This window comes from Aquamicrobium soli (assembly GCF_042646345.1).
In the GTDB taxonomy this organism is placed as follows: domain Bacteria; phylum Pseudomonadota; class Alphaproteobacteria; order Rhizobiales; family Rhizobiaceae; genus Mesorhizobium; species Mesorhizobium soli_A.
Genome location: NZ_JBHRTK010000006.1, coordinates 14,094 through 39,746 on the forward strand (window position 1 = coordinate 14,094; position 25,653 = coordinate 39,746).

Here is a 25,653-nt window from a genome sequence, read left to right on the forward strand (position 1 = left end):
CGGCTATGCGGTCTCCTGATATATCGCGTCCTGCATTTCGCGGACAGCTTGGTCAAAGCCCTGCTTGCCGCCGAACGCGTTGATGAGTTGCACGACGCTACCCATCGCGGTGAACGGCGTCACCTTCAGCACATTTGCGTCGTCGAGGTTGAGCACGCCCTCGTCGCGATATTTTTCCAGAAGCGCATCGAGCACTGCGCGGGCCTGCGGCCCATACCTCGTGAACACGTCGCGCTTCTTCACGTTCTCCGCGCGCTCACGGCGCGTCAGCGGCTTCCTATCAAAGGCGACGTGGCAAATCAGATCGAACGGGTCAAGGTTTTTGCCGAGTTCCTTGGAGATGAGGTCGAGCGGCAGCCCCTCATCTGCTAATTCTTCGATAATCGCCTGCTTACGCTCGGCCGACTTCCAGCGCTTGAGGAAATCGTCGAGGCTGGCGAAACGTTTCTGCAACGCCTTCTTGGTGAAGTCGTGCAAACTCTCGGTAACAAGTTTGCCGCTCTCGTCGAGATATTCGACACGTTCTGCCACGATGGTCGCGCCGATGCCATCGACATAAACCTTGCGCTGCCGCTCACCACCGCTGGTTGGGCCTGACGGATCGACGGGGTTGATGAGGACTATTTCGTCCCCATCGAGGCCAGATGACGGATCATCACCTCCCTCGGACGGCGGTAAAATTGGTTCACCTGGCCCCGGTGTATAGATCTGAACTGGTTCGCCGTCGAAATCGGGATCGGCGAAATGGCTACTGGCGCCACGAAAATCCAACAGCGTGAAATAATACTTGCTGGTGTCTTCATGAACGCGGGTGCCGCGTCCCACGATCTGCTTGAACTCGGTCAGGGAGCCGACTTCTCGGTCGAGCACGATCAGGCGGCAGGTCTGCGCATCGACGCCGGTGGAAAGCAGACGCGAGGTGGTAACGAGCACCGGATATTTGGATTCCGAGTCGATGAAGTTGCCAAGCTCCGCTTGGCCCTCTGCATCGCCGCCGGTGATACGCATCACGTAGCGGTGGTTTTCTGCAACCAGGTCTGCATTTTCGTTGATGAGAGCCTGGCGCATACGAGCTGCATGTTCCTGATCAACACAGAACACAATGGTCTTTTGAAAGCGGTCGCCGCTTTCTTTCAAAAACTCAGTAACTTTCTGCGCCACCAGCTTGGTGCGGTCATCGATCACCAACGTGCGATCGAAATCCTTGACGTTGTAGATACGGTCCTCGACTTCTTCACCATCGCGATCGAGCTGACCCTTTTCCGGCCGGTAACCCGACACGTCGCGGTCAATGTGAACCTTGATGACCTTATAGGGCGCCAGAAAACCGTCACTGATGCCCTGGCGCAGCGAATACGAGTAAACCGGATCGCCGAAATAGGCGATATTGGAGACGTATTCGGTTTCCTTCGGCGTCGCGGTCAGGCCAATCTGCGTGGCCGAGGAAAAATAGTCCAGGATTTCTCGCCACGCCGAGTCCTCCGCCGCGCTGCCGCGATGGCATTCGTCGATCACGATTAGGTCAAAGAACCCGGGAGAGAATTCGCGATAGAGCTTCTGGCGTTCTTCGGGGCCAGTTATCGCCTGGTAAAGTCCGAGATAAACCTCGAAGGCTGTGTCGATCCGACGCTTCCCGTCGAGCGCCAGCGCCAGATCGACGGACGTACCGTCGTGGCGCTCAATAGTCTTGGCCTTGGTCGAGAGCTTGGCCATGGTCGCGCCGAAGGGGCGAAAGTCATTCACCATCGTCTGGTCGATCAGAACGTTGCGATCAGCCAGGAACAAAATACGTTTCTTGCGGCCAGCCTTCCAAAGCCGCCAGATGATCTGGAAAGCAGTGTAGGTTTTGCCGGTGCCCGTCGCCATGACGAGCAGAATGCGATCACGACCTTTAGCGATCGCCTCGATCGCCGCGTTGATGGCGTTGACCTGATAGTATCGTGGGGTCTTGCCGCTACCGTCGTCGAAATAGTCCTGAAGCACGATCTGCTCGGCTTCCGTGTCGAGGCTCTTCCAGGCGCGATAGCGCGTCCACAGATCGGCGGGCGAGGGAAACGCGTCGAGACCGAGGTTTACCTCACGCGGATTGCTCGCGCCTGTCCGGTCATGGAACAGGAAGCCATCGCCGTTGGAGGAGAAAACAAAGGGAATATCAAGCGCCTCGGCATACCCAAGCGCCTGCTGCATGCCGTCGCCAACGCTGTGGTTGTTGTCCTTTGCCTCGATCAACGCGATCGGCAGATTCGGTTTATAGTCGAGAATGTAGTCTGCGCGCTTGGCCTGTCCGCGCGTGACGAGCTTGCCACGCACGATGATGCGCCCTTTCGTGAAGCTGAATTCTTCACGGATTTGCACCATCTCATCCCACCCTGCGTTGCGCAGCGCAGGCGTGATGAATTTTGTACAGATGTCGCGCTCGCTGAGCGAGTATTTATCCATCGCGCCCCTCACCGCTGCGACGGAATGTTTCAGCAGAAACCTTACGACGCGACTTTTCGACCCCTCGTATCAGGTAGCATTACCGCTCCTGATGTAGAAACATGATTTCTTCCGCGAGGATTCCCCTTCAAGGATCAATCTTGCCCATGATGTAGTGTTTCGCAACCATTACCTGCGAGCCGAAGACGTCTATTCCGCCTCGTCAACATTATGAGATCGGGACCGGTGCTACCAGCATTGCCTCTCCCACTCCACCGGAAACGGCTTCATCAACGCGGCGAGTGTGATCTCTGGTCCCTGCCTCCCATCGAGAATGGCCTCGACGATAGCGGGCGCCAGCAGCGTCAAGCGCAAGACGCGGCTGACATAGGATGGGTTGATCTTCTCGGCGGTGGCAATGTCCTCGACGGTAGCATGAACACCGGTCTCCAGCAGCTTGCGCCAACGGAAACCACGGGCGATGGCTTTCACCATGGTATTGTCGACACGGGCGCGGGGCGGCGTCCATGATGACGCGCCACCGGGCAGGACAACCTGCTTGCGCCCGCCACGCCTGGTGAAGGTCAGCGGCACATGCACGGTGATGGCGTCGGGATTGCTGGTGACGGGCACGGTCATGATCAGGCTGCCTTCCTCTCGTCGGTGGTGTTCCGGTCGGGGCCGATGGCGCCGAGATCAGTAACGAGGTTTGCCAGCCCCTGCGTGCGCAACCGGATGGCAAGATCGCTGGTGGAAATATCCACCCGCTCGACCAGAAGTTGCACGATGCGGGCCTGTTCGGCCGGGAACAGCTCGTCCCAGATCGGATCGAGCCGTTCCAGCGCCTCGCGGACATCGGCTTCCGGCAGGTCTTCGATTTCGGGCCGCGCGGCGCGCCAGGTGCCGACGATGATTTCCGGCGTACGCAGAAGCCCGCGTAGTTGGTCGATGACGGCCATCTCGACCTCGGCAGCCGGCACGCGGGCGATGGGACAGGCATTAGCACCGCGCTTCAGCACCGACTGGCTGACATAATAGCGATAAAGCTTGCCGCCCTTTTTCGTGTGGGTCGGCGAGAAGGCAGCACCATCGGGGCCGAAGATCAGGCCCTTCAGCAGCGCCGGCGTCTGCGCCCGCGTGTTGCTGGCGCGCCGGCGCGGGCTTTCAGCCAGGATGGCATGGACCTTGTCCCACAAGGAACGGTCGATGATCGCCTGGTGCTCGCCGGGGTAGCTTTCGCCCTTGTGCACCGCCTCGCCGATATAGACCCGGTTGTTCAGGAGCTTGTAGAGAAAGCCCTTGTCGATCAGTTTGCCGCGACGGGTGCGGACATTCTCGGCGGCAAGGGTTTTGGCCAGCACCGTGGCAGAGCCGATGCTGACAAAGCGCTCGAAAATCATCTTGACCGTCGCGGCCTCGGTTTCCTCGATCACCAGCTTGCGGTTATCGACCCGATAGCCGAGCGGCACGATGCCGCCCATCCACATGCCCTTCTGGCGCGAGGCACGGATCTTGTCTCGAATACGCTCGGCCGTAACTTCCCGCTCGAACTGGGCGAACGACAGCAGGATGTTGAGCGTCAGCCGTCCCATCGAGGTGGTGGTGTTGAACGACTGCGTCACGGAGACGAAGGTGACCCCATTTCGATCGAACACTTCGACCAGCTTCGAAAAATCCATCAACGAGCGCGACAGCCGATCGATCTTGTAGACGACGACCACGTCGACCAGCCCATCCTCGATGTCGGCCAACAGCTGTTTCAGCGCGGGACGCTCCAGCGTGCCGCCCGAGATGCCACCATCGTCATACTGGTCACGGACCAGCACCCAGCCCTCGGAGCGTTGGCTGGCAATGTAAGCTTCGCAGGCCTCGCGCTGGGCATGCAGGCTGTTAAACTCCTGCTCCAGACCCTCCTCGGAGGATTTCCGGGTATAGATGGCGCAGCGGAGTTTTCTGGTGACGGGCTTGTTCATGTCCGGCTCCGGTGGTTTTTCAGGCCAAAGAAGATCCAGCCATTCCAGCGCGTGCCGGTGATCGCGCGAGCAACCGAGGACAGGCTCTTGTAGGGCCGCCCCTGCCATTCATAACCATCGGCCAGCACGGTGACGGTATGCTCGACACCCTGCCATTCGCGGATCAGCCGGGTGCCGACAATCGGCCGGTCATCGGCCCAGTTGCGGCGCACCACCATGTTGCCGCCGTCAAGCTGCTCGCCCAAAACTTCCAGGCGCTCGATTGTCGACGGCTTCAATCCGCCACAGGCCAGTTCCTGAATGCGGTAGGCCAGTCGGCTCTCCAGGTAACGCCGGTTGAACGCTGGCGGCTCGCTGTCGAACAGGTAGCGCCATTGCTTCTTCAATTCGAGCGTCGGCGTGGTTTTCAGCGCCACCAGGCGTGCTGGGATCGGATCGGGATTCGGGATCGTCATGCGGGTCTCCAGTGAGTTGGAGTTTCATGACCGCTCTGGTCGTGCAGGAAGTCCACGCAACGTTGCTCCGGCTGTCCAGATAATTTGCTTGACTGGCGCGCCTTCAGCCGGACGAAGCCGACAGCCAAAATGCTGAAGAGTTCGTCCAACCGTTCATCAGCACTCATCTGGTTGGGAGGAAGCGGATTCATTACCGTACTCGGGTTTCGATTTGGACCCGAGGCAATCACGGTAAGTGGAAGAACGACAGCAAAAACAGTTGCTTGGCGAAGGGCCCCGCGAACAAAAGCAGGAACGCGAACGAATGCGAAATGCGGACCAGTCTGATCCGGCCCGTTCTTCTTCCTCTTTCACAATCGCTTTGACAATCTCGAAGTCCATCGGCGCATTGCTGATTCGAGCAACCTCAGCTGCTACCTTTGCCAGTGATGGAAAGAGACACCATCGCCGGCAAAGCGCGCGCGGGCTGCTGCCTGCTGCTCATCGTAGTAGGCGGTAACGGGATCGCGCCCGACAAGAAGGCTGGCGTCGTCCTGGTAGAGTCGTCTTAACCTGCGTCGCCTTTCAATCCATCCTGTAATGATGGAGAGCATATCCATGACCCCACGCCCGATCCTCGCTGTCATCTTCGCCGCCGCCGCACTCCTTGCAATCCCACAATATGCTCCGGCCGCAGCATTGACGGGCTCGGCACGCGTAACGGATGGCGACACGATCAAGATCAGAGGAACAAGAATCCGGCTGAACGGCATCGATGCGCCGGAGACCGACCAGGTTTGCCTCGATAGAAACGGCGCCGATTACCGTTGTGGGATCGCGGCGCGGTCGGCACTTGGCAAGCTGATCGCCAATCGCCCCGTCTCTTGTACCGGTGACCAGGTCGACCGTTATCACCGACGCATCATGACCTGCATTGTTGGCGGAACCGACATCAACGCGGCAATGGTCAAAAACGGGTGGGCACTTGCCTTCAGGCGCTATTCAACAATCTACGTGCCGCAGGAGCAGGCAGCCCGCCAAAAGCAGACGGGCCTCTGGTCAGGCGCCTTCATCGCGCCGTGGGACTGGCGTCATCGCGGTCCCCAGACGGAAATCCTCGGGGCCTTCTCCGTCCCCATCGACGCTCACCAACATCTGCTGCCCGCCCTTCCGGCATCGGCCAGTTCCGTTACCGACTGCAGGATCAAGGGCAACATAAGCCGCAGCGGCGCGCGCATCTACCATGTCCCCGGTATGGTCGACTACAACAAGACCAGGATCAGTGAAAGCGAGGGCGAGCGCTGGTTTTGCAGTGAGGAAGAAGCCCAGAAAGCAGGATGGCGTCGGGCGCAAAGATAGCGAACAATTTTACTGGCTGTGATCACCTTTATCTGGGCGATTAACATTTTCTCAATTGCCTCCGTCGACCCTATATTCGAGGGGGAGGGGCAATGGGTCATCAGCATCTGCTCGTGCTGCCGCGGTCGAAGGTCTGGAAACAGGTCGTTGGTCTGATCTCTGGCGGAGCAAATGCCGAAGCGATTGCCGGTGCGGTCTCGGAAGCCGCCGAATGCAGCATGATCGACGCGAGCAACGATGTCGGCGTCCAGCATGCATTCTGGTTGTTGACACAGCTGCCGCTCGCAGCCCGCGGCAACGAGTTTTCGAAGCAGCTGACTGAACTTGGCGTCAAGGTGGGCCCTGACCCGACGCTCATTGAGATCACCAGCGCTTTCATGTCCGCCATCGACCGCCACGTCGAACTTTCGCGGGCACGCAGCGACTTTGGCGAGATGGCTCAGCTTTCCGCCATCGAGGCGATCCATGTGGTGGTAGCCAGAGAACTTCCAGGCCTCTTCGGCGTCACTGGTGGCGAGGTCAAATCGGCGATCGCCGGGCTTGCTACGGTGAAGCAGTTCGCGGTCCTTTCGCGCGAGTTCTTTTCTCGCCTGACCCGACGGCATCTCGATTATTATCTCAGTCGTGAGCTCTCGGCGCACGTAGGATCTGACCAGCGGTTCACTAGCCTACGCGATCATGCCGCCTTCAATGACGCGATCACTCTTCACTGCGCCGAGACTTCTCGGATTATCAAAGAGTTCTCCGGCGAGTGGTATTCCAAGCAGAACTATGAGGGCGGCATTGACCCCAGCAAGGCGGGGCGCTTTGTTAATGTAGCGGCCAAGAAAATCCGCGCCGAGCTGCGTCGAAGGCGCGGCCTTGATGCCTAGAAACTTCATCGTCTGCGGTGGGGTTCCTCCGCCGGTCCGCCGGGCCGGGGCGCCAATCTTCTATCTCGACATCGGAGAAAGGGCCCGCCCCGGCAGCCGGATACACTTCGAACTCCTTGACATCATTCAACCGCTGGTCGACGATTTACCGGCAGTTCTTGCAGACGCGCTTGAGATCGCCGCCTACGTTTATTCGGCCGATCGCCTTGTCAGGCGCGGCAACAGCACGCAATCAAGGATGGGTGAAGCATGGCGACGAGACCTGCATTTCAAGATTCCGGTCAGACGTCCCGATATTTGGCAGACGGATGAAGTTTGTTCGTCGCTTACCAGGGCCTTAGGTTTTCTGTCGGAAGATGATTTCTCCTTCGAGTTCGTTGCTGGCCGCGATACAAGCGGCCTGCAGCTTTATCTGGGATACAGCGATCCAGCCGCGCGCAAGATCATCCCGGACGAGGTCTTGCTTTTTTCCGGAGGGCTGGACTCGCTCGCCGGCGCGGTTGCCGGACTGATTGGCAAGCACAAGAAACTGATTCTCGTGTCGCACCGCAGCGCAACCCACGTGGCAAAGCATCAGACAGAGCTTGTTCAGGAACTTCGGAATCGGACGGCGCCCCGCAGCCTCGACCATGTCAGCCTCCGGGTCCACAAAGGCGATGCCGAACCGGTGGAATTCACCCAGCGTACGCGATCATTTCTCTTTTACACCTTGGGCATGGCGGTCGCGCGAATGCACGACATCGACACGCTCAATGTCGCCGAGAATGGTGTGACGACCTTCAACATTCCGATCGCCGAGAATGTTCTCGGATCGCGCGCCAGCCGGACCACACATCCTCGAGTGCTCGCGCAATTCTCGGAGTTATTTTCGTTGATTCTGGAGCGCCCGGCGAAGATCGTAAATCGCAACCTTTGGCATACCAAGTATGAGCTGGTAACCTCGATCGCCGAGAACGATTGTGCTGACCTGATCCCTCAGTCGACCAGCTGTGCCAGCGTCCGAAATCTGTCGATGAGCGGAAAGCCGTGTGGCGTGTGCTCCCAGTGCGTCGAGCGACGCTTTTCGATCCTTGCAGCTGGTCTCGACGGCTGCGAATCCCCAGACGATTACGAGGTTGATCCGTTCATCGGGGCGCACAAGCGCCGACACGATGTAACCTATGCCGAGCAGTACGTGCTACGCAGCCGGCGTTTCGCCTCGATCTCCAGGGACGCCTTTCTCGCGGAATATGGAGAGGTATTTCGAGCCTTGCCCTATTTGCCTGGACCGCCCGACCAGAATGCCGGTGCCATCTATGATCTGCATCGTCGACATGGAGCAGCGGCTATCGAGGTGCTAAACAAGCAGCTGCGCGAACATTCCGACCTGGATGGCTTGCTCGATCTTCCGCCGACGTCATTGTTGGCGATGGTCCAATCTTCGATGAGCATCGACTTCGAGACCCGTGATCCAATCAAAAACGCTCCCAAGCCTTCGGCCGAGGCCGCACTTGATCGGACCCCGGTGAAGCATCACCAGTTCATGCTGGCGGTGGACGCCAAGAAAAAGCGCATCCTGCTATCCGGTGGCGCAAGCCTCGCGGGCAAGAGCTATGAATTGATCGTGAAGATGGTTGATTTACGCCGGCGGGAGATCGCGGAGGAATTGCCTGCTGACGATTACGAATTCATCATGACCACGTCATTGTGCAAAGAACTGAAGATCGAGGAGCCTTCATTGAGGCGGCGGGTTTATCGCATCCGCTCCGAAATCGAAAAGCAGTTCTCCGCCTCTCTCGGATACACTCCAGATCAAAATGATGTCGTTGAGAGCAACCGCTGGAATGGCTATCGAATCAACCCGTACGTCATACTGGTCAGTCCCGGTCAGATCCAAAGCAGCCGGAAAATGTCACGCAAAACGTCGGTAGGTGTCACGCATTCGATTGATACGCATTGATTTCATGCGCATTTTTTGCGCGCCCTCGTCACGACTATAATCGGGCGCGTCCACATACTTCAACAACCTCGTGGTCGATCCTTGCCCCATCGTTCAAGGCACCAGCGGAAATGCGGTGCGCAGATGATGGTGACAAGTCATGCTTTCCAAATCTTCCGCTTCGTCGTCTTTCTCTCCTGATCGCCTGATCAATCATCTAAACCAGGTAGAGCTTTCGCGCCGCTGGAAGCTCAGCCCGCGCACACTTGAACGCTGGCGCTGGCTCGGCCAGGGGCCGCGCTACCTGAAGGTCGGTGGCCGCGTCGTCTACAGGCTGGAAGACATCGAGGCCTACGAGATCGCGCAGCTGCATGATGCGGAGTCTCGGTGATGGTCGCCGCCGATCCGCATGCCGGCGATCATGTTTATCAGGCCAGTCACATAAAACGTCACCGCGCCACCAAGGCCGAGGTCGCCAACCGCCGCGAGAGCCTCATTGCCATCATCGCGGCCATGCGCCCGATGACGGTCAGACAGGTCTTCTATCAGGCGAGCGTACGCGGCCTGATCGACAAGAGCGAGGCCGGTTACGCCAAAGTCCAAACCGACCTCGTCCAGATGCGCCGCTCCGGTACGTTGCCCTATGCCTGGCTCGCCGACAACACCCGATGGCAGAGAAAGCCCACGACGTTCACCAGCGTCGAAGAAGCCCTTCGTGAAACGGCACAATTCTATCGCAAGGCGCTCTGGACCGAGGTGGACGCCTATGTCGAGATCTGGTTGGAGAAGGACGCGCTCGCCGGTGTCATTCTGCCGGTGACCAGTCTCTATGACGTGCCGCTGATGGTAGCACGCGGTTATGCCAGTCTCTCCTTCCTGCATGGTGCGGCCGAGCACATCGCCGGCCTCGATGTCCCCGCCTACATCTATCATCTCGGCGATTACGATCCTTCGGGCGTCAATGCCGGCGAGAAGATCGAGGAGACGCTACGGGCGATGGCGCCCGGGGCGGAGATCCATTTCGCGCGGATTGGTGTCACGCCCGCGCAGATCACGGAGTGGGACCTGCCGACACGGCCGACCAAGGCGAGCGACAGCCGGGCAAAGAAGTTTGGCGACATCTCCGTCGAACTCGACGCGATCGCACCGGACGATCTGCGCGAACTCGTACGTGTCGCGATAGAACATCATCTTCCTGAAGATCAGTTCGCCATTTTGAAGGCCGCCGAACAGAGCGAGCGGACGATGATCGCTGGCCTCGTCGGCATGTTGGGCGAGGATGCCGTCTGATGGCGTCCGGACGCCTTCGCGCTGGCACGTTTACCTTCGTGTCAGTCACTTTGTTTGCGCTGGGGTTCGCGTCGCCACGTCAACGCAACGACGCGAAGTCGTTCGTAAAGCGTGACCTTTCCGCTCCGACTACCTTTTGCACAGACCATCGATCGACGGGTTTCGCGCAACTCGTGGCCCGGCCGATCAGCTTTGCACAAGGAGCTAGCCGATCCTCATGAGCACGAATTTCTATCATTCCACCAATCGCCCCTTCATCACCAGGACGGAGTTCGGCCTGTGGCTCGCCTCCGCCGAGACCGGCGCCATCCTGCAATACCACGACGGCTTTCTTGCGCTCGACACGATGGTGGTCGGCGCTAGGTTTTCGGCGGCCTTGCGCACGGAGCTTGCCGACGTCGCCAGTCACGCCCGTTGGGCAAGTGACAAGGGCACGGTGCATCTCCTCCAGCGCCGTCTCGGTCCCGGCCGGTTCGCCTATCTCGCGATAAAGCGTCGGCAGAAACGGCGCGATAGAGGCGGTGGGATACATGACCGCCGTGGATCGGAATCGCGCTCGTGACCGACGATCCGCGCAATTTCGCCAGGCTCTACCTATCGCTCGGCATGGCGGTGTTGCCCGTGCACGCGCCCGTCGTGTTGGCAGGCGGCACGCGTTGCTCCTGCGGCAAGGCCGATTGTCGTCAGCCGGGCAAGCACCCCGTCGCACGGCTCGTCCCCCATGGTCTGAAGAATGCCAGCAAGGATCCTACGACGGTCGATGGCTGGTTCTCGGCCGGCAGATACAACATCGGCATCGCCACAGGGTCGATCAGCGGCATCGTCGCTCTCGATATCGACCCACGGCACGCTGGGGACGAGGCACTGGCGAGACTAGAGGAGAAGTACGGGCAGCTGCCCGTCACCTGGCGGTTCCTGACCGGTGGCGGAGGCGAGCATATCCTGTTTCGTCACCCGAAAGACCGGAAGATCGCCAACAGCGCCGGCGCACTCGGGCGCGGGATCGATCTGCGTGGTGATGGTGGCTACATCGTTGCCCCGCCCTCACTCCATATCTGCGGACGCTCCTATGCGATTTCGGTCGATCATCACCTCGACGAGGTTCCGCTCTCCGATCTGCCGTCCTGGCTGTCGGAGTTGCTGGGCACGCCGGCGCGCAGGAAGGACGGCGCCAAGGCCCGGCCTCGTGATTGGCGGGCACATGTAGTCCGGCGCTATGCGGAAGGAGCGCGCAACGATGCGATCGTGCGCCTCGCCGGCCATCTCCTGCGCGCCCGTGTCGATCCCCGCGTCTGCCTGTCGCTGCTCGCCTCCTGGAACAAGGAGCATTGCGCGCCGCCACTTGATGACGAGGAGGTGGTGGTCACCGTGCGCAGCATCGCCGCGCGAGAGGTCGCCCGCCGGGGGTACCGCCATGCTGACTGATCCGCTCGACAGGCTCGCTGCCCTGAACCGTCCCGGCGCGACCTCGTCGGACGCGCCCCGGCTCGATATCGGCTCCGACGTGGAGATCGCCGGCAGGATGCGCGAGGACATGGAGCGCTCTTTCGGCGAAATCGTCCATGCCGAAGGCCAGTTCTGGCGCTACGAGAAAACCTGCTGGCGACCGATCCCAGAGCACGAACTCAGGCTTGTGGCCCATGCCTATGATGGTGCAGAGTTCAGCACAGCCGCTGGCGAGCCGGCGCGAGTCAAGCTCTCCAAGTCCCGCATCGATTCCATCCTCAACGAGATGGCCGCGCTTGTGGCGACGCCTGACTACTTCACCGAGACAACGGTCGGGATCAACTGTGCGAGCGGCTTCATTCGTTTCGACGCCGATGGCGTTCCTCACATCGAGCCGCATCATCGTAACCATCGCTGCCGGCATACACTCAGGGGGAATTGGAGCGCAGGGTCGGTTGCGGAACCGCCAAAGCGATCGCTGCTTGCCCGTCTGGTCGACGGCGTCTTTGCCGGAGATCTCGATGCCGACGATAAGGTGCGGCTGATCGCTGAGGTCGCAGGCTCCGCCGCGCTCGGCTACGCGACGAAGTTGCGCCAACCGCGCGCAGTCATCCTGAAGGGCGAGACCGCCGAGAACGGAAAGAGCCAGATCCTCGATCTCGTGCGCGGCATGTTGCCGGGCTCGGCAATCGCGTCCGTAACTGCCGGCCGCATGGGCGACGAGCGCCACATCGTCGGGCTGGTCGGCAAGTTGCTCAACGCCAGCGACGAGTTGTCGCCGTCATCTGCCATCGCCTCCGACACCTTCAAGGCGATCGTCACCGGCGAACCGGTGCAGGGTCGCGATGTTTACAAATCCCGAGTGGAGTTCCGGCCACAGGCCCAACACCTGTTCGCCACCAACACGCTGCCCGTGTTCCAGGGCGGCATGGACCGAGGCGTCCAGCGTCGCCTTCTCGTCGTCAGCTTCAATCGGGTGATCCCGCCCGAGGAGCGCATCGAAGCGATCGGTCAGCGTATCGGCCAGGAAGAGCCGGATCTTCTCCTCGGTTGGGCGGTGGACGGCGCTTCCCGCCTGATCCGCCAGAAGGGATTTACCACACCTTCCACCAGCAAGATCGTCATGAACGACTGGTTGTTCGGCGCTGACCCGGTTCTGGCCTGGGTCGCCGAGCGCGTTCACAGTCGTCAGATCATCGACCAAGAACCGCGGATCGCCACCCGTATCGCCTATGAGCACTTCAGAGAATGGGCGCTCGCAGAGGGATTCTCCGACCGAACACTCCCCTCCATTAATGCCTTCGTCCAGCGCATCACCGCCAATGCCGCCGGCATCGAATACCGCCGTTTCCGCGACGGCCGCTTCTTCGTCGGCATGGTGCTGACCGCCGCCTGGGGCGCCAATCCCTATGACCGTGACGCGAGCGTGACGCATGAATGATGCACAAAACAGATCTAACTCATTGATTGTGCTCGCGTGTCGCACCAACCAGGCAAAACTTTCCTATACGCGCGTGCCCGCGCACATGGGAAATGGTTGGGGGTCAAGTGCGTCACGCGAGCACAATCAAATACTTAGCCGTCATTCATGCGTCACTAGTGCGTCACCGACGCGTCACGCACTGATCGACGACGCCTTCCTCACGAACCCGAACCCTGGAGATTATGAATGAGATGGACGCCTCGTGGCTATGGCGGTGAGCGGCACTCGGCCGACAGAATCAAGCAGCAGGGTTGGCGGGAACTCGGCGTGCTGGCCGTGACCATCGACGACGAGCGGCTGACCTGGCCCGAGCGCGAGATGATCCGCCAACTCGGCGAAAAACTGTATGGTCGGCGCAAGCCGGGGAAGGTACGACCGTGACCGATCCGATCTGGCCCCCAAAGCTGGTGGAGGAGCGGCTGGCCGAAGCGGCTGCCGTGCTCAAGCGTCTGCCGGAGCCACGCCGGCAGGGTTATTTCCACACATGGCCGGATTATTTCTACGAGTTCGCGGATCTGGTTGGCCAGAAGCCGAAGCCGATGCGGCTGCAACCTTCGCCCGCAGCCATCTCCCGCATGGAGGAACGCAAACTTGGGCATTTGGGCTCGATCCGATCAACGGCAGGATCGTCTGGCTGCCCGCCAACAATGCACCTTGGAAGGCGATCTGCTGGAAGGTCCGCCTGCAACGGTCCGCCGCCAATGAGCGCTGGCTTCACGCGCTCTGCGCCATCGCCATGAACCGCCGTCATCTTTGCCAACCGAGTTCGTGCCTGCTCGCCCAAAGATTCTTGTTCGGTTGGCCTGGCTGCCACCTTAATTCTATCATTGACTCCTATTTCTATCGAGAGTTGAATTTTCTCCAATTTGGACGTGGGGGGCGGGCATGAAGTACATTCTGCAGACATCATTCGATGGCAAGGCCGATATGCATCTCCTCCGTACCGGCTTGAACTATCATTTTTGATGCAACGGGGAACCTCACCTCGCGGGGATGAGCTGGGTGATCGGGGTGCAAAAGGGCACGGATAGGGGCATGGAAGGTCTGCGGAAATCGGCGCAGGAAGTGGAGATTGACCACTTGCTGGCCGAGGAGTTCTGTTGCGATCCCACTTTCGCAGGGCGATTTCTGTCAGCCTGCCAACCTCAACTATTCTGCCCGAACTTTCGAGCGTCTATGGCGGTCCCCGAGCCGAGCCTCGGCGGTGAAGGTTTCGGGGATTTTCTCGTCGAGGGCGAAGCGGGTGAATTGCGGGTCGCGCTCCTAATCGAGGACAAGATTACAGCCAGCCCTGGCGTGCGACAGGCTAAACGGTATCTGGCATGTGCTGAACGGATGCGTGGGATGGGTTGGGACCAGGTCTGGTGCATCCTGGCCGCGCCAGCGTCCTATCGTGGCGAGCATGGAGAATACGATGCCAGCATCGATTTGGAGACAGTGGCGAGGCTGCTTCGATCGCCGGACCTCAAACGGGTGGCGTATCGCCGCGCTATTATCGAGCGCGCACTGACGAAACGCGCAACATCCGGCGTCAAAGTCCCCGACCTCGCATTGCACCGGATGAAATCAGACTACTTGCAATTCGTGGCCGAGTGGTGCGCGGTGGAGGACCTGGCGCTCAGCTTCCCGCCTCTCCGCGGTAGCTACTACGATGGCGATTCCTGGATAGGCCCCATTCGCCATTCGAGCCTGCCGGACCATGTCTGGCTGCGTCACCGGCTTTGGACGTCGGTGAAGGCACCAGCGGGACAGATAGATCTGATTGCCAAGACTACAGATGCGGCTGAGCACGAGCGATTTCGTATTGAGAGACCCGACGACGCCATCACGACCCTATTCTCGAAGGGCAAGGGTATGCAGATCTCGATGCCACTCCCCGAAATGCGGCAGGGGTCGGGTTTCGATGAGAAGATTGCCTCGGAGGCCTGTCGCGCAATGGGGAATTTCGTTCAGTGGTACTTAGCCGGATAGACTGGGTACTATCGAAGGGGGAGCACAATGCAGGTGTCGTTTTTGCACGTAGAGCGCATTTCGAAACTCGGTCACCTTGGAGAGAAGCTTGCGGAGGAGCGTTTGCGAGCAGCGGGGTTCGAGACCGTTCAGAATTTGAATCAAGGAATTAATTTTCCGTATGCCGATTTACTCGCCACTCGTTCCGGCCAGCGGTTCCTAGTCGGTGTGAAGTCAAGAAACGAGTTTCAAAGTAGCGGCAAAATCAATCCTTGCTACAACGCTGTGTTAATAGGCGATGCCAAGCGCAGGCAGCTTGAGGCTGGCGGGAAATCCGAAGCCGATATAACCGCGATGCTATGGAAGGAAGTTGATGTGTTGGCGCAGCGCTTTGACGCGACTCCGGCTTGGCTGGCGTTGGCCATGAGGCCGAATGAGGGCACATTCTCGGCGTACTTCGGTTTGGCATCAGTTATACGTCATCGCCGATCAATCCCCATGAGGATTTCTGACCGGAAGTCGTACCTGGAGGTTGCACCGATCGGGACCAAGGATACGCGGATTACTCCGGATCTCCTTAACCGCAGCTAATATCGCAAGACTGCGGTGTGGTTTGTATGCGGTGACGGCCTCAGTGCGATCTACGAACAGCGTCAAACATATTGATCGTGGTGCTGCGCAAACAAAGGAACTACAGCGTAGAAGTCACGCACTTACAATGACTTGCGGTCGTGATATAGTGTTCTACGCGAGATTTGAGTGATCGAGAAAGGGCCAATGCCTCCCCCTGCCACGGGTCCTTCCGGGCCGATGAATCAATGCGGGGGGGCGCAGCGCCGGGGTTCGCCAGCGTCAGACAGATTTTTTGGGAAGCCACCCCGGAGTCCAGGCCAGAGCCTGAGTCGCGTAAGCCTTTGATTTAGCGTGCAGAGTTGCTGGTTTCCAGGTGGACCCCTGGTGGACCCGGAGTCCAGTTCGGATCCAGAAAGGGTCCGGCATCGGGATCCAGAGGTTCAGTTCGAAAGCCAGTTCGATTGTCAAGGGGAAAGCATGACCATCCAGTACGCACCGGAAGCCATCGAGCACTGGCCGATCGACCGCTTGAAGCCCTATGCCAGGAACGCCAAGACCCATGCTCCGAAGCAGGTGGCTAAAATTGCCGCCAGCATGGCCGAATTCGGCTGGACGGTGCCGGTGCTGGTTTCGGCCGAAGGCGAAGTGATTGCCGGCCATGGCCGCATCCTGGCGGCGGGAGAACTGGGGTTGCCTGAGGTTCCGGTGATCATCCTGGATCATCTCAGCGAGGCGCAGCGGCGCGCCTACAGGATTGCCGACAACAAGCTGACGGAGCTCGGCGGCTGGGACGACGAACTGCTGGCCCAGGAACTTCATGCGCTCAATGGCGACGGATTCGATCTCAGCCTCACCGGGCTGGACGAGGCCGAGCTCGACCGGCTCATGGGCGAGCTTGCCGATGAGGCCGGAACTGACGCCGCCGAGAACGCGGTTCCCGAGCCGCCGGTTGATCCGGTCACGCGTCGAGGCGACCTGTGGATCCTTGGACGCCACCGACTGCTGTGTGGCGATGCCACGGTCGCCAGCGATGTCGAGCGGCTGCTTGACGGAAAAGTGCCACATCTGATGGTGACCGATCCCCCTTACGGCGTGGATTACGATCCGCAATGGCGCAATGAAGCCGGCGTCTCGACAACCTTCAGGACAGGCCGGGTGGCAAATGACGACCGGGCGGACTGGCGCGAGGCCTGGGCGCTGTTTCCCGGTGATGTCGCCTATGTCTGGCACGCCGGCGTCCATGCCGCGACGGTGGCCGACAGTCTCGATGCGTGCGGTTTTACCATCCGCTCGCAGATTATCTGGGCCAAGCCGCGACTGGTGCTGAGCCGGGGCCACTATCATTGGCAGCACGAGCCGTGCTGGTATGCCGTGCGCGCGGGCGCCACCGGCCATTGGCAGGGAGCCCGCGACCAGACCACCATCTGGGCGATCGGCAGTGGCGACGAGGCCGAGGATAACGCCACCGTTCACGGCACCCAAAAGCCGGTGGAGTGCATGCGCCGGCCAATGCTGAACAACAGTTCTACTGGCGCCTTGGTCTATGAGCCATTCTCGGGCAGCGGCTCCACGCTGATTGCCGCCGAGACCACCGGGCGCGCCTGTTTCGCCATGGAGCTCGACCCCCGCTATTGCGATGTCGCTGTCGAGCGGTGGCAGACGTTTACCGGCAGACAGGCCGTGCGCCACCCGGCCTGACCGATGCCGTGAGGGTGTCCGACGCCGAGCATCGTCGCTGTGGAAAGGGGCAAGCACATGCAGGGAATGAGCGAGCGCCAATATGCCGCCCATGCCGGCGTCTCCCGCGGCGCGGTGCAGAAGGCAAAGCTTGCCGGCCGGCTGGCGCTTTATGGCGACGGCTCGATCGAAGCCGCCGGCTCGGATGTTCGCCGGGCGGCACTGACCGATCCGGCCCGGCAGCCCCCCTCACCCGTCCGACCGAAGCTGAAGCCGGTGCCGGAGGCAGCCGTTGCCGCAGTCGGCGAGACACTGCGCGAACAGGGGCTGTCGGCACCCGCTGTCGGCGGCTCCACCACCTTCCTGCAGGCCCGCACCGCCAACGAGGTGCTGAAGGCGCAGGAGCGCCGGCTGAAGCTGCAGAAGATGAAGGGCGAGCTTGTCGCGCGCGACCGCGCCAAGGCGCTCCTGTTCCGGCTGGCGCGGGAAGAGCGCGATGCCTGGGTGAACTGGCCGGGTCGGGTCGCAGCCCTCATGGCGGCGGAACTGGGCGTGGATGCAGCTGTCATGCACCGGGCGCTGGAAAGCCAGGTGCGGGCCCATCTTGGGGAACTGGCCGATGTCCGCACCGACTTCGAATGAATCGCCGGCCGAAAGCCTGTTCAGCTTTGACGGTGTCGCTGCGCTGACGGCATCCTGGCGCGATGGCCTGACACCCGATCCATTCCTGACCGTGTCGCAATGGGCCGACAAGCACCGCATGCTGGCGGCGCGCGCTTCTGCCGAACCCGGGCGCTACCGCACCAGCCGCACGCCCTATATGCGCGAGATCATGGATGCGCTGTCGCCCGGCTCGGCCGTGCAGCGGGTGGTGTTCATGAAGGCGGCCCAGGTCGGCGCCACCGAGGCGGGCAACAACTGGATCGGCTTCGTCATCGATCAGGCGCCGGGACCGATGCTGGCGGTTCAGCCGACGGTCGAGCTTGCCAAGCGCAACTCCCGCCACCGGATCGACCCGCTGATCGAGGAAAGCCCGGCCCTGCGTGACCGGGTCAAGCCGGCCCGCTCGCGCGATGCCGGCAACACCATGCTGTCGAAGGAGTTCAACGGCGGCATCCTGATCATGACCGGAGCCAACTCGGCCGTCGGCCTGCGCTCGACCCCGGCCCGCTACATCTTCCTCGACGAGGTCGATGCCTATCCGGCGTCCGCCGATGACGAGGGTGATCCGGTCACGCTTGCCGAAGCCCGCTCGCTGACCTTCTCGCATCGCCGCAAGGTGTTTTTGGCCTCCACCCCGACCATCAGAGGCCTGTCGCGGATCGAGCGGGAATATGAGACGTCCGACCAGCGCCGCTATCATGTGCCCTGCCCCGACTGTGGCGCGATGCAGTGGCTGAAGTTCGAGCGGCTGCGCTGGGACAAGGGAAAGCCCCAGACCGCCTGCTATCACTGCGAGGCCTGCGAGGCGGCAATCGGCGAGCATAGCAAGACCGCCATGCTGCAGGCGGGCCAGTGGCGGGCGACCGCAGCGCCGGCAGATCCTGCCACGGCGGGCTTCCACCTGTCGGCCCTCTATTCGCCGGCCGGCTGGCTGTCATGGGAGGCAATCGCCCGGGCCTTCGAGGCCGCGCAAGGGTCGGACGAAGCGATCAAGGCGTTTCGTAACACCATTCTGGGCGAGACCTGGATCGAGACCGGCGAGTCGCCGGACTGGCAGCGCCTGCATGAGCGCCGCGAAAGCTGGGCTGCGGGCACCGTTCCGCGGGGCGGCCTGTTCCTCACCGCCGGCGCCGACGTCCAGAAGGACCGCATCGAGGTCGACATCTGGGCCTGGGGTCGCGGGTTGGAAAGCTGGCTGATCGACCACCTGGTTCTGGATGGCGGCCCGGGTGACGAAGCCTGCTGGAAGGCGCTCGACGGCGTTCTCGGCCGCGCCTTTCCAGGCGCCTCCGGCAACATGATGCGCATCACCCGCCTGGCGATCGACACCGGCTATGAAGCGCCCGCCGTCTACGGCTGGGCGCGACGGGCAGGCTCGGCCCATGTTGCTCCGGTCAAGGGTGTGGAGGGCTTCAATCGGGCAAGTCCGGTCACCGGCCCCACCTTCGTCGATGCGACATCGCTTGGCCGGCGTATCCGCCGCGGCGCCAAGCTGTGGACGGTCGCCGGTTCCACCTTCAAGGCCGAAACCTATCGCTTCCTGCGCCTGCCGCGGCCGAGTGAAGAGGAGTTGGACGCTGGCACCCACCATCCACCCGGAACCGTCCACCTCCCCACGTGGGTCGACAGCGAATGGTGCAAGCAGCTGGTCGGCGAGCAGCTGATCACCGTGCGCACCCGGCGCGGGTTCTCGCGGTTGGAATGGCAAAAGCTGAGGGAGCGCAACGAAGCGCTCGACTGCCGCGTCTATGCCCGCGCCGCCGCCTGGATCATCGGCGCCGATCGCTGGCCGGAATCAATCTGGCGCGACCTTGAGGCGCAGTTCGGCGAGAGCGTCGTTGCCCTTAAGCCCGGAACACCAGCCGCAGCCACGGCCCCGCCACCGACCTCGGCTTCGAAGCCCCAACACATCCGCTCCCAAACCCGCGAACCTTGGCTGAGAACAAGAAGGATCCGCCGCAGCCGCTGGATGGAGTGACGTGATGAAGAATTCGGGCGTCACGGCCTCACTCGATGGCGATCTGCTGGCGCGTCGGCCTGCAGCGTTCCGCAACCAATGAGCGTTGGCTCTACGCGCTGTGTATCATCGCTATGAAACTGAACCGCCAGCCGGTGCCGAAGAACCGCTCCCGCCGCCATGTCATCGAGCGGGTGCGAGATTTTACGAGTGTGGTGTAGCCTACACGATGGGCAGCAATGGGTGGCAAGCAGTCACCCACGGCTGGCGCGTGGAAAGGCTGCGACGCGAACGAAGCCCGTCATTTGGCCACGTGTAGATCCTCCCACCTTATCCTGAGGAAAGGCTTCGCGGTTTTGCGAAGCTTCGAGCGATCGACCATCCTGGATGAGACTTCAAAATCCGCGTTGATCTTCACGACGAGCAACTTGTTGAAGTTACCTGACACCTTCACGGCAACCTGGTCCTTGGATTTGAACGGGGTGATGGTCTTGATCTCAACATGATCATTGCCAAGCCTACCATCAGCACCCTGCGCATAGTTCTTGTTCAGCTTTATTCCGTAGGTGATGGCACCAAAGAGCTCCCCAATGTCTCCGTACACATTGAGGTGGCGACCTGTCTCAAGGTGGTAGCTTTCTGCCAGCGACAAGAGATCCTCAAAATACGGAATCAAAGTTCTTATCGCATTAGGATACTTTGCTCGCCATTCCTGGTATCGAAACTGTTCTTCGACGTCGGACCAGGAAACCCACTCTCCATCATCGTAGAAGGCCCCGTCCCAGATATCATCTTCCATTTCACACCCCTTGGAAGTTCATACTGTATTGGGAGCCGATCAACAAGATCCGGCCAAGTATGAGCGCTTCGTGCTCAATCGAATTGTCCAATTGCGTCTGCTCTCTATATGAAGCGAAGCGAGGATTTGACCCCTCCTATTGCCTCACCGATCAATGTTACCGAGGGCTGCGGTGGCGAGGCGCGCAAGCGAATGGAAGCTGAGGCGGTGCCCGCCTTCGTGCCGGCGGTTTTGGTCGCGCCCGAAACCGTAGAGAAGAAGGGACAGAAGCCGCGCGAAGCGGCGAGTGCCACGGCGACGAGCTGGCGCCATCGAGCTAGAGGCGTCGGGGGTCACGGTGAGATTCGGCGACGGTGCGTCGCCGGCCACGATCACAGCGGTGAGGCATGAAGGATCCATTGAACAAATACTTGCGAAGATCGCTGCAGAGGAGAAGCGATCTCAAGGCTCGTTGCGGCCGAAATCTAGTAAATTGCGTGCATCTCGCTTTCTTTCCTACAAAATGGTTGTAGTTTCGGTTCAAGAATAGATCCGTGGAGCGGGCGGAGGTCCTATGTCTGATTACGATACGGAGCTTGCGGAGTTCGTTGCGACGGAGAAGGCCTCGGCAGAACGGAAGCCGAGCGGCTTCTTCGGGGAATGGGCATTCTATCTGCTCACAAAGCGAAAGTTTGACCTCCAGCGCGAGAACGAGACGCAAGCGGTGAATGGCGACAAATAGTTGGTGGGGATGACGATCACAATTATTCCAGACATTCACGCCGATCTGAACAGGCTGGGGATAAGCCTCAGGCTTGCAGAATTGCGCGGCGCCCGCCCAGCCTATCTTGGCGATTTCATCGACGCAGGAAAGGTTCTCACCGGCGATGCCGCCGACCGGGAGGTTCTGCAACGCGTCCGCAAGCAGATCGACGCTGATACTGCAACAGCGGTCTTGGGCAATCACGAGTTGAACGCCATCCTCTACCACCGCAAAGGCTCCGGCGGCACGCCTTTGCGTGCCCACAGCGCGCCCAATGCCAAACAGCACAGGAGCTTCGTTAACGCCTTCGGAGCAGGAACTGACGATGCCCGCTACTGGACCGACTGGTTCCTTGAGGCCCTACCGCTCTGGCACGAAGGGGACGGCTTCCGCCTGGTTCACGCCTGCTGGTCCGACCCCGAGATCGAACTTGTCCGCGCACGCCGCCCCGACGGCCGCTTGCGCCCCGAAGACTTACCTGAAGTCGCCAACAAGACGACCGACTTCGCCAAAGCCGTGGAGCGGTTGGTCTCGGGCGCAGAGGTAGGGCTACCCAACGGGTTCCATTTTATGGATGGTGCCGGAAATATGCGTAACCATGTGCGGCTGCGATGGTGGGGGGACGGACGGAGCTGGCGCGAGATGGCACTGTCGGTGCCTGCCGATGCGACCTTGCCAGACGGCGAGATCTCGCAGGGTATTGCGCCGGCCGCCTATCCGAACGCGGCCCCTCCGGTCTTCGTCGGTCATTACAAGATGGCGGGCGAGCCGAAGCTAGAACATCCGCGCGTGGCGAGTCTGGACTACCCACTCTCTCCCTGTGTCTATCATTGGGGCGGCGAGCCAGTGCTTTCAACCGACAATCTCAACCTTCTCGATTGGCCAGGCGAGGATTGACGACGTGAACATCAAGGATAGGATAAAGGCACGTCTTGACGACTTGGAAAGCGGGTTGCGCGAAGGCAGACACCAGGCCTCGGACGAGGAAAGGGCGCAGATGGAGCAACTGCTCGCCAACGTCTCAATATTTTTTAGCACCCTTTCCGAAGAGGATCGCGACTTCCTGAACGCGGCCCGCTACGCAATCGAGGGTGGCTTGGAATGGAAGTGATCCAGGCTCACCAGCCGGGCCAGCTCTCGCGCCGCAATACAATTTACGCCACGGATCTGGGCTCAAGGGTAGTAGTGCGCCTGTCATTGCGATCTCTTTTTCTTGCGGAGGGTCCGCCGAACGTGAGTGAACGAAGGCCATGGACAGCTCACGGCCGAAGAGTAGGTGCTGTAGAATCGTCCGAACCTGTTACTGGATGGGTGGACATCGCCTCGCCTCCCATAACAGGTCTAATCGTGGGGACTTAGGCCACTCGCTTACCGGGTGCAGCCGAGATCCGGCCACCGGCATCCATAATGGCGTCCTGCAGAATGTCATGCAGTCGTTCAAGGAACTGGCGAGCGTCTATACTCATCGCAGCGCTAATCCTTGGCGCCGCCATTTCATGGATCGTCTCGATTGTGCGAGCACGAAGCGTCGCTGAGCCGGGTCCACTATGATCATACGCATCTCGCCAGCTAGCAACCTGGTCATCTGTCAGACGCGTCTTTGTGAGATCGTAGAGACGGGCGAACACAGCCCTTCTAATGCGGTCCAGTGCGAGCTCACGTTCCTCGTCATCTTGCGGGAGGCGGGTCCATTCAGACGGGCGATCCAACCATTTTGACGCCTCTTCTTGGAGCCTTGAAAGGAGGTCGGCGACTGGCGTGAGATTGTCGTACTCGTCTGACCAGCGCCAAGCAAGCCGCCGGCTGAGCGCCTTGATCCTTGTCCAATGTTCCTTGGCGATGCCGTCGTGATACGAGAGCCCGAGCCGAGCACGCCAGGGATCGCGGAAAGCGTCGATGGCATCGTGCATAGCGATTTCCAGCCCCTTTAGGTCATAGATGGGCATGCAATCGGTTTCGTCCGCTGGTGAGGCAGCTTCCTGCATCATCTCGATCAACTGAATTAGTTGTCGCCTGAAGCCGACCGGGAGCTTTGACGTAGGTTTGTCCAGCCCACCTAGGAACACTGAATGCCCATCAACTTGGCGCTCAATGGCGCCGGCCACGCCGACACCCACGATGTTGCGCAGGCTTGCTACGGCGTTTCCGACAGAGCTCAGTACATGGCCGCGCTTCTGGTCGAAGGAGCCCAGGTTGGCTCCCTTGACCTGATCAAAATGTGTGAAGGCTATTGCCAGCTTGTCGGCGAAGCCAGCGCTACCTACCGCCCGAAGAAGAGCGAGGGGTGCCGCTTGCATCGGCTGTTGGGCGTTGTCGACTAACAAGATCATATCGACCTTCGAGAACTTGTTCGTGACGCGGGTTGAAACTGAGGAGACGCTAGTGGCGGTATGTCCGAGCCCCTGTCCATCGAGAAGAACTAGCTTGAGGCTTTCGAACTCGCTCCCAAGGTCCGGATAGAGCGGTCCGCGAACCCTTATTCCGTCCACGAGTGGCGTCAGAAGTCGGCCAAACTGCTTGTGGTGGTTGCTTGAGAACCAGCGTACTGCGGCAAGGAACTCATCTCTGTCCTCGCACTCATATGTCCAGATGCTTGGCCAGTCGGTCGCAGACCGTTGTGTCTCGCCGACATCGACGCGAGAGAACCGATCCGCTACCTCGTCCATGAGATCCAGTGCCAAGGTCGAGAACTTCGCATGTCGAAAGGCCTCGACCCCAAAAAGTTCAAGCCAGCTCGCCCTATCATCCGCCGTCTTCTGCTCGGAGAACTTGCCTAGTTTGGCTTCGAAAGCTGTGGCGGTCTCGGCGCTGAGATTCTTGATGGCGGTAACGAAGCTCTGAAGACGTTGTTGCTGCTGTTCAATTTCTTCCGAAGTGACGGCCTCTTCATCATCAATCTCTGCCTCGGGACTGGAGTCATCCACGAACTCGAAGTCATCCTCTGCATCACCGACTGGTGTATTCCAGGCGCCAAGGACATACGACAGGCGAAAGCGCTGTTCGCGGTGCTCAAGAAGCGCAGCTGCGATCTTCGCATCCGACTTACCTTGAATAGCTTCGAGGCATGCCTCTTCGAGGCATTCGTCGATGTGCGCTCGGACCTCATGTTCGGGCATGAAAGTGACGGCTGCGGAGAAACTCCCCGGTGCCGCAACGATTTCGATGTCTGCGGTTGTGGTCTTGGCAGTTGATGTCGACGGGAAGCGATCTCTTTCAGGATCTGAGCCGATGATATGGCGCAGAAGCGTAGTTTTCCCGGCTCCGGTTGTGCCCAGAAAAAGGACGGTCCCGTAGCCGTCATCTCGATCAGGCAGTGGGATGACGCCTGACCGCCTCGCTTCGGCGTCATCTGTCACGGCCTCGATCCCGTCGAAGAACGCAGAGACTACAACTGGATCGAAGCGGCATTCCGCATCTTTGCGCCGGTCACCGCTCCACCAACTCTCATCTTGAAGGAGTTCATTCAATTGCCCCACCAGGAGGTCGGCTGCTGCATCGTCCGAAGTCCCTAATCCTTTCCGAACCTTGAGGCCCCACTCGCCGCGACTGTCCGTGCGAACCGGGTGTCGGAATGTTACGCTCCAACCTGGTCGGTTTGATCGTGACTTTGAGGCAGTGAATTTCCGCTCTGACATCCCGTTGTTCTCCGTTGTTCCCGGAAGGCGTATCACTAGGATCAGGACTCGTCAACTCCTACGGAACAACGCGGAACAACGACAACGAGACTAGCCCCTGTAGATGGCCTTTGCAGAGAAGCCGGGTTTGTTCTTCTCGTTGGCCTTGTGCGGAATAACAGGAATGATACCGCGCACCCGCGCCGCCTTCCGGTTAGCCATGCTGGCGTAGCCCTTGTCGGCGACCGCCGCGCGCGGATCGTCGGCGTGTGAGGAGGTCAGCGAACGGTAAGGACAAAGCTCGGCCGCTCCGGCGCCTTGAAGCGGGGCTCGACCTCACCTGATCGCAGGTATTTGCGGATCGTATTCCGCGACAGTCCCGTGCGCCGTGCAATCTCCCGGATCGAATGTCCATCTCGCAGATGCCAGCGTCGGATAACGCTCAGTAACGCCATGTCTATCACTCCAAAGTCCCCTGCAATCAA

At 60.3% G+C, this 25,653-nt stretch carries 26 protein-coding genes and 2 pseudogenes; 19 read left to right on the forward strand and 9 right to left on the reverse strand.

What is annotated here, in order from left to right; genetic code table 11:
* Positions 1-3 precede the first annotated feature (3 nt).
* From hsdR to ACFOHJ_RS05290, 6 genes are all read right to left on the reverse strand, one after another.
* On the reverse strand, positions 4-2,439 hold the full coding sequence (gene hsdR, locus ACFOHJ_RS05265; protein WP_378219241.1) for an EcoAI/FtnUII family type I restriction enzme subunit R: 2,436 nt from the start codon (positions 2,437-2,439) through the stop codon (positions 4-6).
* A gap of 228 nt (positions 2,440-2,667) precedes the next feature.
* Positions 2,668-3,057 carry a hypothetical protein gene (locus tag ACFOHJ_RS05270; protein WP_378219242.1) on the reverse strand — a complete coding sequence of 130 codons (390 nt, stop codon included), beginning with the start codon at positions 3,055-3,057 and terminating at the stop codon, positions 2,668-2,670.
* A gap of 2 nt (positions 3,058-3,059) precedes the next feature.
* The gene (locus ACFOHJ_RS05275; RefSeq protein ID WP_378219244.1) at positions 3,060-4,391 is read right to left on the reverse strand and encodes a recombinase family protein; all 1,332 of its coding nucleotides are present in this window, start codon (positions 4,389-4,391) and stop codon (positions 3,060-3,062) included.
* Positions 4,388-4,846 carry a DUF2924 domain-containing protein gene (locus ACFOHJ_RS05280; protein ID WP_378219246.1) on the reverse strand — a complete coding sequence of 153 codons (459 nt, stop codon included), beginning with the start codon at positions 4,844-4,846 and terminating at the stop codon, positions 4,388-4,390. Before ACFOHJ_RS05280 ends, ACFOHJ_RS05275 begins: the two co-directional genes overlap by 4 nt.
* Positions 4,843-5,037, reverse strand: a complete 195-nt coding sequence (locus tag ACFOHJ_RS05285) for a hypothetical protein (protein WP_378219248.1) — start codon at positions 5,035-5,037, stop codon at positions 4,843-4,845. Before ACFOHJ_RS05285 ends, ACFOHJ_RS05280 begins: the two co-directional genes overlap by 4 nt.
* 222 nt (positions 5,038-5,259) lie before the next feature.
* Complete coding sequence (locus ACFOHJ_RS05290) at positions 5,260-5,445, reverse strand: hypothetical protein (RefSeq protein WP_378219250.1); 186 nt, start codon at positions 5,443-5,445, stop codon at positions 5,260-5,262.
* Here ACFOHJ_RS05290 and ACFOHJ_RS05295 point away from each other — a divergent pair.
* The 16 genes and pseudogenes from ACFOHJ_RS05295 (at position 5,444) to ACFOHJ_RS05370 (ending at position 20,234) form a co-directional block, all read left to right on the forward strand.
* Positions 5,444-6,184, forward strand: a complete 741-nt coding sequence (locus tag ACFOHJ_RS05295) for a thermonuclease family protein (RefSeq protein ID WP_378219252.1) — start codon at positions 5,444-5,446, stop codon at positions 6,182-6,184. The two genes, ACFOHJ_RS05290 and ACFOHJ_RS05295, sit on opposite strands and share 2 nt — an antisense overlap.
* A gap of 92 nt (positions 6,185-6,276) precedes the next feature.
* Positions 6,277-7,056, forward strand: coding sequence for a hypothetical protein (locus ACFOHJ_RS05300; RefSeq protein WP_378219253.1), 780 nt, complete (start codon positions 6,277-6,279; stop codon positions 7,054-7,056).
* A complete protein-coding gene (locus ACFOHJ_RS05305; RefSeq protein WP_378219255.1) occupies positions 7,049-8,995 on the forward strand; it encodes a hypothetical protein in 1,947 nt (648 codons plus the stop codon). The genes ACFOHJ_RS05300 and ACFOHJ_RS05305 overlap by 8 nt, the downstream gene beginning before the upstream one ends.
* Positions 8,996-9,134: 139 nt before the next feature.
* On the forward strand, positions 9,135-9,365 hold the full coding sequence (locus ACFOHJ_RS05310) for a helix-turn-helix transcriptional regulator (RefSeq protein WP_378219257.1): 231 nt from the start codon (positions 9,135-9,137) through the stop codon (positions 9,363-9,365).
* Positions 9,365-10,264, forward strand: coding sequence for a hypothetical protein (locus ACFOHJ_RS05315; protein ID WP_378219259.1), 900 nt, complete (start codon positions 9,365-9,367; stop codon positions 10,262-10,264). Before ACFOHJ_RS05310 ends, ACFOHJ_RS05315 begins: the two co-directional genes overlap by 1 nt.
* Positions 10,265-10,481: 217 nt before the next feature.
* On the forward strand, positions 10,482-10,826 hold the full coding sequence (locus tag ACFOHJ_RS05320) for a hypothetical protein (protein ID WP_378219261.1): 345 nt from the start codon (positions 10,482-10,484) through the stop codon (positions 10,824-10,826).
* Positions 10,823-11,689, forward strand: coding sequence for a bifunctional DNA primase/polymerase (locus tag ACFOHJ_RS05325; RefSeq protein ID WP_378219263.1), 867 nt, complete (start codon positions 10,823-10,825; stop codon positions 11,687-11,689). The genes ACFOHJ_RS05320 and ACFOHJ_RS05325 overlap by 4 nt, the downstream gene beginning before the upstream one ends.
* Positions 11,679-13,151 carry a DNA primase family protein gene (locus tag ACFOHJ_RS05330; RefSeq protein ID WP_378219265.1) on the forward strand — a complete coding sequence of 491 codons (1,473 nt, stop codon included), beginning with the start codon at positions 11,679-11,681 and terminating at the stop codon, positions 13,149-13,151. Before ACFOHJ_RS05325 ends, ACFOHJ_RS05330 begins: the two co-directional genes overlap by 11 nt.
* A 228-nt stretch (positions 13,152-13,379) precedes the next feature.
* Positions 13,380-13,574: a hypothetical protein gene (locus ACFOHJ_RS05335; RefSeq protein WP_378219267.1), complete on the forward strand. Its 195-nt coding sequence runs from the start codon at positions 13,380-13,382 to the stop codon at positions 13,572-13,574.
* 56 nt (positions 13,575-13,630) lie between these two features.
* A pseudogene (locus tag ACFOHJ_RS05340) lies at positions 13,631-14,082 on the forward strand (DUF6362 family protein).
* A gap of 104 nt (positions 14,083-14,186) precedes the next feature.
* A complete protein-coding gene (locus ACFOHJ_RS05345) occupies positions 14,187-15,164 on the forward strand; it encodes a hypothetical protein (RefSeq protein ID WP_378219269.1) in 978 nt (325 codons plus the stop codon).
* Between the two features lie 27 nt (positions 15,165-15,191).
* A complete protein-coding gene (locus tag ACFOHJ_RS05350) occupies positions 15,192-15,734 on the forward strand; it encodes a hypothetical protein (protein WP_378219271.1) in 543 nt (180 codons plus the stop codon).
* A gap of 366 nt (positions 15,735-16,100) precedes the next feature.
* On the forward strand, positions 16,101-17,414 hold the full coding sequence (locus ACFOHJ_RS05355; RefSeq protein WP_378219273.1) for a site-specific DNA-methyltransferase: 1,314 nt from the start codon (positions 16,101-16,103) through the stop codon (positions 17,412-17,414).
* 66 nt (positions 17,415-17,480) lie between these two features.
* Complete coding sequence (locus ACFOHJ_RS05360; RefSeq protein ID WP_378219274.1) at positions 17,481-18,035, forward strand: hypothetical protein; 555 nt, start codon at positions 17,481-17,483, stop codon at positions 18,033-18,035.
* On the forward strand, positions 18,013-20,034 hold the full coding sequence (locus tag ACFOHJ_RS05365) for a phage terminase large subunit family protein (protein ID WP_378219276.1): 2,022 nt from the start codon (positions 18,013-18,015) through the stop codon (positions 20,032-20,034). The genes ACFOHJ_RS05360 and ACFOHJ_RS05365 overlap by 23 nt, the downstream gene beginning before the upstream one ends.
* A gap of 35 nt (positions 20,035-20,069) precedes the next feature.
* On the forward strand, positions 20,070-20,234 hold the full coding sequence (locus ACFOHJ_RS05370; RefSeq protein WP_378219278.1) for a hypothetical protein: 165 nt from the start codon (positions 20,070-20,072) through the stop codon (positions 20,232-20,234).
* An 80-nt stretch (positions 20,235-20,314) separates the two neighbouring features.
* On the opposite strand, the gene ACFOHJ_RS05375 is transcribed toward ACFOHJ_RS05370, so the two are convergent.
* Positions 20,315-20,812, reverse strand: coding sequence for a DUF6998 domain-containing protein (locus tag ACFOHJ_RS05375; protein WP_378219280.1), 498 nt, complete (start codon positions 20,810-20,812; stop codon positions 20,315-20,317).
* A 553-nt stretch (positions 20,813-21,365) separates the two neighbouring features.
* Between ACFOHJ_RS05375 and ACFOHJ_RS05380 the strand changes: the two genes are divergently transcribed.
* From ACFOHJ_RS05380 to ACFOHJ_RS05390, 3 genes are read left to right on the forward strand one after another with little or no spacing between them, the layout of a single operon-like run.
* A complete protein-coding gene (locus tag ACFOHJ_RS05380; protein WP_378219282.1) occupies positions 21,366-21,533 on the forward strand; it encodes a hypothetical protein in 168 nt (55 codons plus the stop codon).
* A gap of 9 nt (positions 21,534-21,542) precedes the next feature.
* Positions 21,543-22,451, forward strand: coding sequence for a metallophosphoesterase (locus ACFOHJ_RS05385; RefSeq protein WP_378219283.1), 909 nt, complete (start codon positions 21,543-21,545; stop codon positions 22,449-22,451).
* A gap of 4 nt (positions 22,452-22,455) precedes the next feature.
* Complete coding sequence (locus tag ACFOHJ_RS05390) at positions 22,456-22,665, forward strand: hypothetical protein (protein WP_378219285.1); 210 nt, start codon at positions 22,456-22,458, stop codon at positions 22,663-22,665.
* Positions 22,666-22,909: 244 nt separating this feature from the next.
* Here ACFOHJ_RS05390 and ACFOHJ_RS24905 read toward each other — a convergent pair whose 3' ends face one another.
* Both ACFOHJ_RS24905 and ACFOHJ_RS05410 read right to left on the reverse strand, forming a co-directional pair.
* A complete protein-coding gene (locus ACFOHJ_RS24905; protein WP_449224161.1) occupies positions 22,910-25,021 on the reverse strand; it encodes an ATP-binding protein in 2,112 nt (703 codons plus the stop codon).
* Positions 25,022-25,467: 446 nt separating this feature from the next.
* Positions 25,468-25,623, reverse strand: a pseudogene (locus ACFOHJ_RS05410) (helix-turn-helix domain-containing protein); the annotation flags it as partial.
* Between the last annotated feature and the right edge of the window lie 30 nt (positions 25,624-25,653).